The following is an 11,903-nucleotide window of genomic DNA, read 5'->3' on the forward strand; positions in this document are numbered from 1 at the left end:
TTTGTAGGAAATGTCTGGGATGGGCTTCAGAGCCTGATGGCGCGGGTGCAGATGTCGGCGATAAAACATGGCCAACCGCAACGATGCGCTTTGTTAGGGCGAAAAAAAGACCATGGGGCGTAGACATTACCGGTCGTCGGATTGTTGGACGATGACGCGTCAGCGCTTTAAAAATGGGCGCGACAGGTGCCTACGTAGTGCAGAAATAATGTCTTAACGCGATCCAGGCCTTTTCTTGGTGCGGCTGTCGCTTATTCCTAGGGCGCCTGTGGAATTTTCCTCGTCGTTGATCGAAACATTTTCGGGCATGCCGAGATAGAATCGGGCACCCGACTCGGATTGAGTCAGTCCTGTTCGTGATTAAGTGACAGCAAGAGGATGTAATGGATAGCCCTGAAGTTTTGGTACTGCAAGCCAGCTACACCAACCCGGTGCACGCGCAAGCAATTGGATTCATGCTCAATCAGTACGCCGAAGATCTCATGGGCGGTGGCGAATCACTGTCGGTGGATACTCAGCAGCAACTGGCGATCGAGCTGGCCAAACGTCCTCATGCATTCAGTGTCTTGGCCTTTATTTCTGGCGAGCCGGTAGGGCTTATCAATTGCTTTGAAGGTTTTTCGACTTTTCAGTGCCGCCCGTTGGTCAACATCCACGATGTTGTGGTGCTTGGCCAACATCGCGGCTTGGGCATCAGTCAGAAAATGCTCGCTAAAGTGGAAGAGATTGCTCGTCAGCGCGGCTGCTGCAAGCTGACTCTGGAAGTGTTGGAAGGCAACCTGATTGCTCAGGGTGCATATCGTAAGCTCGGCTTCGCGGGCTACGAGCTGGACCCGCAGATGGGCAAGGCAATGTTCTGGCAGAAGACGCTTTAAATCAGTAAGGGCCAGGCACAGCTATCTGCCGGGTAAACATAAGCCGGGCTTGAGCGTTAGGTGAGGTGTCTGGTTTCAAATCTGAGGGGTATGAGGCGTCGACGCACGCGTCGGGGTAGATTAATAGAAGGAAGAGGGTTGCCGGAAAGAGGTTTATTGCGTGGGGCAAGCCAGCTGATCGGGCTTGCCGCTGTTGTTCTTCATGCTACGTTGCACTGGGGCGACGTTGGGGTAGGGCGCAATCAGGCTTGCAGAGCGTTGCCGGAATGCATCAATTGCGCTTGTTGAAGCATGAGGCTCAAGTGAGCGACTTTGCTAAGCAATTGTTCGCGCTCTTCTTTAAGCTGGCGCAGTTCGTCACGGCGGATAGTGACATAGAGAGTTTGTGGTGCAGTTGCCGGTAGTACAGTGCCCATTGCTCACCTCGCAAATGGCGGATTCAACATGAAAGGCCTTGGCAAATGACTATCGATGCCCGAATCGCCTCTGCTTACCTCTCTATCGGCCGCAATTCTGATTTCTTTTGCGCGAAAATGGAACTTTTTTATTTTCAATTGTCGCGAACGTTTCGCGTTCTTAATTATAGTCATTTTTGCGCTGATGTCCATTAGCCATCTTGCGGCCCCGCTACAGCCCCCGCAGGGCTTGGTGTAGCGCGAATCTTAAGCTTTAAAAATCATGCTTATGGCTGGCTCATAACGAGGTGAGCTGTACAATGAGGTAACATTTTTTTGTTTTTTGCGAATTACGGAGCACCAGCATGCAACTTGGAATCATCGGACTTGGCCGCATGGGCGGCAATATTGCAAGACGCCTCATGCTCAATGGCCACACCACCGTGGTTTACGATCGTGATGAAGCGTCCCGCAGCGCTTTGGCCAAGGAAGGATCGACTGCAGTCGCTGATTTGCCTGCCCTGGTGGCTGCAATGGACAAGCCCCGCGCTGTCTGGGTCATGCTTCCTGCTGGTGAGCCAACTGAAGAAACTATCAACGTCCTGAGCGAACTGCTCGATGCGGACGACGTGATCATTGACGGCGGCAACACCTTTTACAAAGACGACGTTCGTCGCGCCCAGGCACTGACTGCCAAAGGGCTGCATTACGTCGACGTCGGCACTTCCGGTGGTGTCTGGGGCCTGGAGCGTGGTTATTGCATGATGATCGGTGGCGAAGCTGATGTGGTTCAGCGCCTTGATCCACTGTTTGCGACACTGGCTCCTGGCATGGGCTCGGTAGAGCGCACCAAAGGTCGCAACTCTGCCGATGATCGCGCTGAACGTGGCTACATTCATGCAGGTCCGGCCGGTGCCGGGCACTTCGTGAAGATGATCCACAACGGTATCGAGTACGGCATGATGCAGGCCTTCGCCGAGGGCTTCGATATCCTCAAGCAGAAGAATTCCGAGAATCTGCCTGTCGAGCAGCGGTTTGACCTGAACATGGCGGACATCGCCGAAGTATGGCGCCGTGGCAGTGTGGTTTCGTCCTGGTTGCTCGACCTGACCGCTGATGCACTGGCTACAGACCCGCAACTCGACGCTTATTCAGGCGCAGTAGCCGATAGCGGTGAAGGACGCTGGACGATCGAGGCTGCCATGGAGCAGGCGGTGCCCGTCCCGGTACTTTCCAGCGCTCTGTTCGCCCGATTCCGCTCGCGTCAGAAGAGCTCATACGCAGACAAAATGCTTTCGGCAATGCGCTTTGGCTTCGGCGGTCATAAGGAAGGTCCAAAATAATGGGATTGTCGCGCAGCAGTACCCGGCAAAAGCCTGAAGTTGCGCCACCTACCACGCTGTTCCTGTTTGGTGCCCATGGGGACCTTGTGAAGCGTCTGCTGATGCCGGCGCTCTACAATTTGAGCAGGGACGGCCTGGTTGATGAAAACCTGCACATCGTCGGCGTTGACCATAACGCGATCAGCGACGTCGACTTTGCGAAAAAGCTCGAGGATTTCATTCGTCAGGAAGCGGCCAGCAAGGTTGCCGATGGCGGCAAGGATCCTCTCGATCCTGAGCTGTGGAGCAAGCTGGCCGGAAGGATCAGCTACGTGCAGGGCGACTTCCTGGACGACTCCACCTACAGCGACATCGCCGAGAAAATCAAAAGCACCGGGACCGGCAATGCGGTGTTCTATCTGGCAACCGCCCCGCGTTTCTTCAGTGAAGTTGCCACTCGCCTGGGTTCTTCAGGGCTGTTGACTGAAGAGTCGGGCCAGTTTCGTCGTGTAGTCATCGAAAAGCCTTTTGGCTCGGACCTGCCTAGCGCCGTTGCACTCAATGAATGTCTGCTCAAGGTCATGACCGAGAAGCAGATCTACCGGATCGATCACTATCTGGGCAAAGAGACGGTGCAGAACATTCTGGTCAGCCGTTTCTCCAACGCCTTGTTCGAATCCTTCTGGAACAACCACTACATTGACCATGTGCAAATCACTGCGGCCGAAACGGTCGGGGTTGAGACGCGTGGCAGTTTTTACGAACACACCGGCGCTTTGCGAGACATGGTGCCAAATCACCTGTTTCAATTGCTGGCAATGGTTGCGATGGAGCCTCCGGCAGCGTTCGGCGCTGATGCTGTGCGTGGCGAGAAGGCCAAGGTCATTGGTGCCGTTCGGCCTTGGACCGAGGAGGAGGCATTGGCCAATTCTGTTCGCGGGCAGTACGCGCAAGGCGCGCGGGACGGTGCCGATGTTCCGGGCTATCGCCAGGAAAACAAGGTCGATCCCGACAGCACCACTGAAACCTATGTGGCGCTCAAGGTCATGATCGATAACTGGCGATGGGTCGGCGTGCCGTTTTACCTGCGCACCGGTAAGCGCATGAGTACGCGCAGTACCGAGATCGCGATTTGCTTCAAGCCAGCGCCGTATGCGCAGTTTCGCGATACCGAAGTGGATCGCATCAAACCCAACTACCTGCGCATCCAGATTCAGCCCAATGAGGGCATGTGGTTTGACCTGTACGCCAAGCGTCCCGGTCCTAATCTGCACATGGAAGACATTGAGCTGGGCTTTGAGTACAAGGACTTCTTCGAGATGCAGCCGTCTACCGGCTACGAGACCTTGATCTACGACTGCCTGACCGGTGATCAAACCCTGTTCCAGCGTGCCGACAACATTGAAAACGGTTGGCGCGCGGTGCAGCCTTTCCTGGATGCCTGGCAGAAAAATCCTCAGGTCGAGCTGTACGCTGCCGGGGGCGACGGACCCGCCTCAGCGGATACATTGCTGGGCAAAGACGGTCGAGAATGGCGGGATATCAATGCCTGAAGTGCACCAACCAGACGTTCGCTTTTTACTTTCCGACATCGACGGGACGCTGTTGCGTCCTGATCACAGTCTGAGCCAGGCCAATATTGACGCCGTTGCCCGACTGCGAGACGCCGGAATCCATTTCACTGTAGCCAGCAGTCGCCCGCCACGAGCGATGCGCCAGCAGATTGAGGCATTGGGTGTCGATCTGCCGACCGCAGGTTTCAACGGAGCCAATATTGTTGCTCCGGACGGCAGCGTTCTGTTTGCTTACCGTATCGACCCGGTCGCCGCACGAACCTGCATTGAGCTGTTCTCCGGATACGACGTGGCTGTTTGGGTATTCGCCGATGATCAATGGTTTCTGATTGATCCGGAGGGCGCTTACGTCGAACACGAACGCAGCACTCTGGGCTACGAGCCGGTTCAGGTCGATAGCTTCGAGCCTTGGCTGGATCGTGTCGACAAGATCGTCGCAGCCAGTAACGATTTCGAGCTGTTGAAACGCCTCGAAACCCGGCTCAACCCTTTGATTGCCGGCAAGGCGCATGCCGCGCGATCGCAGCTGTATTACCTCGATGTCACGGCTTTGGATGCAAACAAGGGTCATGCGTTAATCACGCTGGCGAGTCAGTTGGGCGTGGACATGGCCTACACTGCTGCGATTGGCGACGGAGGCAACGACGTTGCCATGTTCCACAAAGCCGGGTTTTCCATCGCCATGGGGCAGGCTGAAGAAAGTGTTCGCAGCCAGGCTGATATTGTTACCGGCAGTAATCTGCAGGATGGAGTAGCCAGCGCTATCGAGCGCTACATGCTGCCGCGCTGAATTGCCCTTGATGCTCAATCCATTACGGATGCTTGTTCATGGCTGCATTGATCGAAGACTACGCATTGCTCGGCAACTGCAAGACCGCCGCCCTGGTTGCCAGAGACGGCTCGCTCGACTGGCTGTGCTTTCCACGTTTCGATTCAGCGGCCTGTTTCGCTGCGCTCTTAGGCAACAGTGATAACGGACGCTGGAAACTTGCTGCCGGTGGGACACTGCTCAGTACTGAGCGGCGTTACCGGGAAGGCACGCTGATTCTCGAGACGCTGTTTGAAACTTCGGCCGGGCGGGCAATGCTCATCGACTTCATGCCGCCGGGCGAGGGCGGTCATGTGGTCCGGATCGTTGTCGGCTTGAGCGGCCATGTGTCTTTCGAGATGGATCTGGCGATTCGCTTTGACTATGGCAGTAGCGTGCCGTGGGTCGAGAACAAAGACGGTCAGACCCTGACCGCAGTCGCCGGGCCGGAAATGCTGGTGCTGCGTGCGCCATACCCCATGCAGGCGCATGACCACCATACCGGTTGCCATTTCCGCATTGAAGCGGGTGAGCGCAAGGGATTTATCCTGAGCCATCAGGCGTCTTACGAACCCCTTCATGACGCTATCGATGCCGAGTCGGCGTTGGCTGAAACCGAGTATTTCTGGCTTGAGTTCTCCGGACGATGTCCTGAGGTCGGGCCCTGGACCGCTCAGGTCAAGCGCTCACTTATCACCTTGAAGGCGATGACCTACCAGCCTACTGGCGGTATCGTCGCGGCAGTCACCACGTCATTGCCGGAGCAGTTGGGCGGCGAGCGCAATTGGGATTACCGCTATTGCTGGTTGCGGGACGCGACCATGACGTTGCTGGCGTTCATGAATCTTGGTTATTTCGAAGAGGCGGCAGCCTGGCGTGAATGGTTGATGCGCTCGGTGGCCGGTAATCCCGAGCAGATTCAGATCATGTACGGGCTCGGCGGCGAACGGCGATTGCCTGAATTTGAGCTGGATTGGCTTGAGGGCTATGAAGCCTCAAGGCCGGTACGGATCGGTAACGGCGCGGCCACCCAGATGCAGCTGGACGTGTATGGCGAAGTTGCCGATGCGATGATCCAGGCGATCAAGGGTGGTTTGCCTCGACCACCGCGCAGCATTGCGATCTCCAGGGTGATCATGCCGTTTCTGGAGAAGGTCTGGCATTTGCCAGACAAAGGCATCTGGGAGATTCGCTCTGAACCCCGACACTTCACTCACTCCAAGGTGATGACCTGGGTTGCCTTTGACCGCAACTCGACATTGCTCGCTGAGTCCGCTCAAACCGACGAAGAGCGGGCGCTGGCTGTTCATTTTCGCCAGGTTGCGAATGACATCCACGCTGACGTATGCCGCAACGGTTACGACCCGCGTATTGGCAGCTTCACCCAGACTTATGGCTCGCCCGCGCTGGATGCCAGCCTTTTACAAATCGCACTTACCGGTTTCTTACCCGTTGATGATCCGCGAGTGGTTGGCACGGTGGCCGCGATCGAGAGCAACCTGATTCAGGATGGCTTGCTGTTGCGTTATGACACAGAGCGCAGTGTTGATGGCGTGGCCGGTCACGAAGGGACTTTTCTGGTGTGTTCGTTCTGGCTGGCGGATGTTTATGTGTTGATGGGGCGGGAGCAGGAGGCCGCGGCGTTATTTGATCGGCTGTGCGGGCTGTGCAATGACGTGGGCCTGCTTGCTGAACAATACGATCCCCGGGAAAAGCGCATGCTGGGCAACTTTCCTCAGGCGTTCAGCCATATCGGAATTATTAACACCGCGCTTAATCTGCATCGAGCGGTCTGCCCGGTGAAGTCCCGTGCTGCATGCGAGTCTACTGCGCGCGTCTGAACGTAAAGTTGATTCGCTGTTCTCCCAGCAGCGGATGGTTGCCGGCCTTGATCGGTAGCACACCATGAAAGCGCAGTCGGTCTTCGCCGCCCCAGACCACGACATCGCCATGCAGGAGCGATATGCGCTGGGTCTTGTCGCTGCGCTGATGTCCTCCAAAGAGAAATATCGCTGGCAAGCCCAGTGAAATCGAAACCACTGGCCATCCGTAGTGCTTTTCGTCCTTGTCCTGATGCAGGGACATTTTTGCACCGGGTATGTACTGATTGATCAGGCAGGCGTCGGGGGTAAAACCGGTGAAGCCGCAGATCTGCGCCGCACGCTGGGCCAACTCCATAAAGGCTTGGGGGATTGGCGGCCATGGCAAACCGGTTTGTGGGTCGGTAGGGGTGTAGCGATAGCCAGTACTATCCGTCATCCAGCCAAAGCTGCCACAGCTACTTAGCGCTGCCGACATGGTGAAGCCGCCAGGAGTCATCATGTGCCTGAAAGGCGCTTTAGCCAAAACGTCTTCCAGTGCCGGTAACAAGCGCTCGACTTCATCCAGAGCGAAGCTGCGCAATACCCAGGAGCAAGGGCCGAGCTGCTCCATTGCGGCGCTTTGTACGGGCTCTTCAGCGAACAAGTCGAAGGTGGTCGGCGTCGTGCTTTGCCGTTTCATCGAGGGAGGGCTCCTTCAGAGTAGCGTAGGAGCTGCCGAAAGCAGCGGCACTCATCAATCTGACATGCCGCCATCGCAGCCTTCGGCAGCTGCGACATACCTTGCGCCATCTGCATCCGTGTCGGGATTACAGGGCTTTACTGACTTTCACGTCGCTGATGACGTCGCCGCTTTCGCCGTGCATTTTTTCCAGGGCGGTCCTTGCTTCTTCGACAGATGCCGACTGTAATTGAGCGAACTCAAAGCGGCGTTCGCCGTTGAGTTTGTAGCTGACAGCGTATTTGGTCGTTCGTGGGGCAGGTGTGTTCACGTTGTCTCCTGACTTCTGGTTAGTACGATCAGCTCAGTCGAGACGTCGAGCGACGGACAATTTTGATCGAGTGAGTGAAGTTAGTCTTGCGCCCACCGTTGGAGTCCATCTTGCGCCCCGCAGTATCGATGGTGATGTTCCAGAACCCGGTACTGGGAACGGCGATCTTGGCCGGAAACTTGTCGAACGCACCGCCGTGATAGGTATGACGGCCACCGTTTTTGAAGGTGCGGAAGTTCGAGTCATTCATCAGGCGGATGTTGCAGAGCTGAGAACACTCGATGACGACGAGATCGTCTTCATTGAGGTGCTCGCGCTGGTGTACGAATTTCATGGGTGTCTCCGGCGGAAGTCTTTTTTCGAAAAATCAAAACCATAGCATGACGCGGGTCGGCATTTATCAGCGATTCAGGTTTTATTGCAGTCCGTTGGGTAAAAACGACTTTATTCGGGATTTAATTCCCGCCAAGCTTGTCGTAGCACCTTTACCGGGAGGATTGTATGAAATTGGCTGTCGTAATTTTGGCTCTGGCGATGACTGGCTGCGCCACCGTCGCAGATATCGAACATACCCCAGCAACCATGAACGTGATGTCTGGCAAATCTCCCAAGGAATATACCGAGTGTTTTGTTGGCAAGATTGCCGACAGCCGCAAGCCGCCGCTGATTGAACCTCATCATGACGGCTTGCGCGTGATCGTGGCGCAGAAGTTCAGCAAGGACCCGGCTGCGGTTCTGGATGTGGAAAACCGTTCAGGCGGCAGCTCGATCAAGGTTTACGAGCGATTGTCGAACATGCCGATCCGGCCCAAGGATGTGCAGCATGCTGCGACGTTCTGTATCTCGGGCTGATCCGTTTTACTTGCACACCACCAGCACGCTGCGGTTTTTGTAGTTGCCTACATCGGCGCCTAAAGTCTTGTCAGTTTCCGGCAGGCGTGGCGTGCCATCGGTGCCGATGATTTCATAGCCGGTGCCCGCGCAGGATGCGTCTGCTTTTTCGTAACAACTGGCCCATGACATGGCTTCGCCGGAGCAGTCGATGTTCAGTCCCTGCTTGCCATTTTTCAAGTAAGTGTTGGAGGCCGTCGCGCAGCCAGTAAGGCCCAGTACAACGATAATGGACAAAACTTTGATCATGTCTTGGTACTTCTTCAAAGGGCGTAGGTGGGTTCAAGCGTCGCTGGTGGTATGACTCACCGATAAAGCCATCGTTCCGACATCATTCAGCGATTTCAGTAGCCTTTGTTTCAGGAGCGTCGGCGTGCGGCTTTCGGCTGGTCCTGCAAGACGGCGGCAACTTCAATCGCGGCTTCTTCGCTTATAAATGGTCCCGCGATGGCTTCACCTTCAGCCGAGCACGCCCACCACTGGCCATCCTGAAGTTTTTTGATCAAGTAGCCGTTTACATTTTTCACTTGTGACATTGCAGCAATCTCGTGGGTAAGGGGGCGGGAGCGGCACATCATAAGTCGCCGCCGGTGCGGCTGTCTCCTGTGCTGTGGGGGATAATCCTGCGCATCGCATGGCATTGGACTACGCTGGTATACGGCTTTCAGTGCAGATTGAAACCGTTGGGTTCTCCTCTCCAGACAAGGTTGCTGTCAAGGGCTTGAAGCTCTTGCGGCGTACCTGCCGTTGATTGTTTGGGTGCGCTCCGATGTTTTTAAAATCTGCAATCGAGTGGAACTATCTGCTCGAGGATTCCTCTACCATGGCATCGAAAGGCCAGAGGCGGGGCATTGTAAGGTGATCGCCGCCTGATTAGACTGCGCCGCTAACGCCACCAGCCCTTATAAAGGACTTTTATGATCAAGAAATGCTTGTTCCCCGCAGCCGGTTACGGCACTCGCTTTTTGCCAGCGACCAAAGCCATGCCTAAAGAGATGCTGCCAGTGGTCAACAAGCCACTGATCCAATACGGCGTGGAAGAAGCTCTTGCTGCAGGCCTTAACGAAATTTCCATTGTTACCGGCCGTGGTAAGCGCGCGCTGGAAGACCATTTCGACATCAGCTACGAGCTGGAAACCCAGATCAAGGGCACCGACAAGGAAAAGTACCTGGTTGGTATTCGCAAACTGATCGACGAGTGCAGCTTTTCCTACACTCGCCAGACCGAAATGAAAGGTCTGGGTCATGCGATCCTCAGCGGTCGTCCGCTGATTGGTAATGAAGCCTTTGCCGTAGTGCTCGCGGATGACCTGTGTGTGAATCTGGAAGGCGAAGGCGTGCTGGCGCAGATGGTCAAGCTGCACAAGCACTACGGTTGCTCGATCGTTGCCATTCAGGAAGTACCTGCCAACGAAACGCAGAAGTACGGCGTGATTGCAGGTGAAGAAATCAAGCCAGGCCTGTTCCGTGTCACTGACATGGTTGAGAAGCCAAAGCCCGAGGACGCACCGTCCAACCTCGCAATTATCGGTCGTTACATTCTGACGCCGGATATCTTCGCGAAAATCGAAGCTACTGAGCCGGGCAAGGGTGGAGAAATCCAGATCACCGACGCTTTGATGAAGCAGGCAGCAGAAGGCAACGTGCTGGCTTACAAATTCAAAGGCACCCGTTTTGACTGCGGCGGCGCAGAAGGTTATATCGAAGCAACCAACTTCTGCTTCGAGCATTTCTACAAGAAAGGCAGCTAAGCCTCTGAGGCCTCCTCAGACTTGCTTGTAGGACAAAGCCACCTTCGGGTGGCTTTGTCGTTTCTGGCTGATATGCTGTACCTCTGCTTTAGGAGATTTACATGGCTTACGACTTCGACCTCTTTGTAATCGGTGCCGGTTCTGGCGGCGTGCGCGCCGGACGTTTTGCTGCTGGTTTTGGTGCGCGTGTGGCGGTAGCCGAGAGCCGTTATCTGGGTGGTACCTGCGTCAATGTGGGCTGTGTGCCGAAGAAATTACTGGTTTATGGTGCCCATTACGCCGAGGATTTTGAGCAGGCCAAAAGCTTCGGCTGGTCTACCGGTGAACCTGGCTTTGACTGGGCGACGTTGATCGCAAACAAAGATCGACAGATTGAGCACCTGAACGGTATCTACCGTAATTTGCTGGTCAACAGTGGCGTAACGCTGCTGGAAGGGCATGCCACGCTCAAGGGCCCGCACGAGGTTGAGGTCAACGGCCAGACTTACAGTGCCGAACATATCCTGATCGCTACCGGTGGCTGGCCGCAGGTCCCGGACATTCCCGGTCGCGAGCATGCGATAACCTCTAATGAAGCGTTTCATCTCAAGCAGCTTCCAAAGCGTATTGTGGTCGTTGGCGGCGGGTATATCGCGGTTGAATTCGCTTCGATTTTTCACGGTCTTGGTGCTGATACCACGCTGATGTACCGCGGCGAGATGTTCCTTCGCGGTTTCGATGGCGGTGTGCGCAGCCACTTGCATGAAGAGCTGGTCAAGCGCGGCATGGATGTGCGTTTCAACGCGGATATAGAGCGCATCGAGAAACAAGCCGATGGAAGTCTTCAGCTGTTCCTCAAGAATGGCCAGCAAGTGAATACCGATTGTGTGTTCTACGCCACCGGGCGCAGGCCTATGCTCGACAACCTGGGTCTGGAGCATGTCAACGTCAAGCTCGATAAAAATGGCTTTGTCGAGGTTGATGACAACTACCAAAGCAGCGAGCCTTCAATCCTGGCTATCGGCGATGTGATCGGTCGGGTTCAACTGACGCCTGTGGCGCTGGCAGAAGGCATGGCTGTTGCCCGGCGCTTGTTCAAGCCGCAAGATTTTCGTGCTGTGGATTATGCGCATATTCCGACTGCTGTTTTCAGTTTGCCGAACATTGGCACTGTTGGCCTTACCGAAGAAGACGCGCAGAAGGCAGGCCATGAGGTGCGCATCTTCGAAAGCCGTTTCCGCCCTATGAAACTGACCCTGACTGACAATCAGGAGCGTACGCTGATGAAGTTGGTCGTAGACGCCAAAACAGATGTAGTGCTTGGCTGCCACATGGTCGGCCCGGAAGCCGGTGAGATCATTCAGGGGTTGGCCATTGCGCTCAAGGCTGGCGCGACCAAACGCCAGTTTGACGACACGGTCGGGGTGCATCCGACGCTTGCTGAAGAGTTCGTTACCATGCGCTCGCCGGTGGATCGTTAAGCGCTCTGCGCGAAA

At 55.6% G+C, this 11,903-nt stretch carries 14 protein-coding genes; 8 read left to right on the plus strand and 6 right to left on the minus strand.

Going from position 1 to position 11,903, the window contains the following annotated elements; genetic code table 11:
- Positions 1-383: 383 nt before the first annotated feature.
- Positions 384-875 (plus strand): GNAT family N-acetyltransferase, encoded by a 492-nt coding sequence (locus tag AUC60_RS00785; RefSeq protein ID WP_087264055.1) that lies wholly within the window; start codon positions 384-386, stop codon positions 873-875.
- 242 nt (positions 876-1,117) lie between these two features.
- Here the strand turns inward: AUC60_RS00785 and AUC60_RS00790 are convergent, their stop codons facing one another.
- Positions 1,118-1,291: a DUF6026 family protein gene (locus AUC60_RS00790; RefSeq protein ID WP_087264057.1), complete on the minus strand. Its 174-nt coding sequence runs from the start codon at positions 1,289-1,291 to the stop codon at positions 1,118-1,120.
- Positions 1,292-1,635: 344 nt separating this feature from the next.
- Between AUC60_RS00790 and gnd the strand changes: the two genes are divergently transcribed.
- From gnd to AUC60_RS00815, 4 genes are read left to right on the plus strand one after another with little or no spacing between them, the layout of a single operon-like run.
- Positions 1,636-2,613, plus strand: a complete 978-nt coding sequence (gene gnd / locus AUC60_RS00800) for a phosphogluconate dehydrogenase (NAD(+)-dependent, decarboxylating) (RefSeq protein ID WP_087264061.1) — start codon at positions 1,636-1,638, stop codon at positions 2,611-2,613.
- Positions 2,613-4,145, plus strand: a complete 1,533-nt coding sequence (gene zwf, locus AUC60_RS00805; protein ID WP_087264063.1) for a glucose-6-phosphate dehydrogenase — start codon at positions 2,613-2,615, stop codon at positions 4,143-4,145. The genes gnd and zwf overlap by 1 nt, the downstream gene beginning before the upstream one ends.
- Positions 4,138-4,956 carry an HAD family hydrolase gene (locus AUC60_RS00810; protein ID WP_167384292.1) on the plus strand — a complete coding sequence of 273 codons (819 nt, stop codon included), beginning with the start codon at positions 4,138-4,140 and terminating at the stop codon, positions 4,954-4,956. Before zwf ends, AUC60_RS00810 begins: the two co-directional genes overlap by 8 nt.
- A gap of 38 nt (positions 4,957-4,994) precedes the next feature.
- Positions 4,995-6,815 carry a glycoside hydrolase family 15 protein gene (locus AUC60_RS00815; RefSeq protein ID WP_087264064.1) on the plus strand — a complete coding sequence of 607 codons (1,821 nt, stop codon included), beginning with the start codon at positions 4,995-4,997 and terminating at the stop codon, positions 6,813-6,815.
- Here the strand turns inward: AUC60_RS00815 and alkB are convergent.
- From alkB to AUC60_RS00830, 3 genes are all read right to left on the minus strand, one after another.
- Complete coding sequence (gene alkB / locus AUC60_RS00820) at positions 6,799-7,476, minus strand: DNA oxidative demethylase AlkB (RefSeq protein WP_087264066.1); 678 nt, start codon at positions 7,474-7,476, stop codon at positions 6,799-6,801. The genes AUC60_RS00815 and alkB overlap by 17 nt on opposite strands.
- 127 nt (positions 7,477-7,603) lie before the next feature.
- Positions 7,604-7,786 carry a hypothetical protein gene (locus AUC60_RS00825; RefSeq protein ID WP_087264068.1) on the minus strand — a complete coding sequence of 61 codons (183 nt, stop codon included), beginning with the start codon at positions 7,784-7,786 and terminating at the stop codon, positions 7,604-7,606.
- A gap of 28 nt (positions 7,787-7,814) precedes the next feature.
- Entirely contained in the window at positions 7,815-8,120 is a 306-nt protein-coding gene (locus AUC60_RS00830) for a DUF1883 domain-containing protein (RefSeq protein WP_087264070.1), read from the minus strand.
- 167 nt (positions 8,121-8,287) lie between these two features.
- Here AUC60_RS00830 and AUC60_RS00835 point away from each other — a divergent pair, with 167 nt between their 5' ends.
- Positions 8,288-8,638, plus strand: coding sequence for a hypothetical protein (locus tag AUC60_RS00835; RefSeq protein ID WP_087264072.1), 351 nt, complete (start codon positions 8,288-8,290; stop codon positions 8,636-8,638).
- Between the two features lie 6 nt (positions 8,639-8,644).
- On the opposite strand, the gene AUC60_RS00840 is transcribed toward AUC60_RS00835, so the two are convergent.
- Together AUC60_RS00840 and AUC60_RS27950 are read right to left on the minus strand one after the other, a co-directional pair.
- Entirely contained in the window at positions 8,645-8,926 is a 282-nt protein-coding gene (locus AUC60_RS00840; protein ID WP_087264074.1) for a hypothetical protein, read from the minus strand.
- Between the two features lie 110 nt (positions 8,927-9,036).
- Positions 9,037-9,213: a hypothetical protein gene (locus AUC60_RS27950; RefSeq protein WP_167384293.1), complete on the minus strand. Its 177-nt coding sequence runs from the start codon at positions 9,211-9,213 to the stop codon at positions 9,037-9,039.
- A 381-nt stretch (positions 9,214-9,594) separates the two neighbouring features.
- Here AUC60_RS27950 and galU point away from each other — a divergent pair, with 381 nt between their 5' ends.
- Both galU and gorA read left to right on the plus strand, forming a co-directional pair.
- The gene (gene galU / locus AUC60_RS00845; RefSeq protein WP_087264076.1) at positions 9,595-10,428 is read left to right on the plus strand and encodes a UTP--glucose-1-phosphate uridylyltransferase GalU; all 834 of its coding nucleotides are present in this window, start codon (positions 9,595-9,597) and stop codon (positions 10,426-10,428) included.
- A 101-nt stretch (positions 10,429-10,529) separates the two neighbouring features.
- On the plus strand, positions 10,530-11,888 hold the full coding sequence (gene gorA / locus AUC60_RS00850) for a glutathione-disulfide reductase (protein ID WP_087264078.1): 1,359 nt from the start codon (positions 10,530-10,532) through the stop codon (positions 11,886-11,888).
- The last annotated feature ends 15 nt before the right edge of the window (positions 11,889-11,903 follow it).

The sequence above is a fragment of the Pseudomonas caspiana genome, from assembly GCF_002158995.1.
Lineage (GTDB): Bacteria > Pseudomonadota > Gammaproteobacteria > Pseudomonadales > Pseudomonadaceae > Aquipseudomonas > Aquipseudomonas caspiana.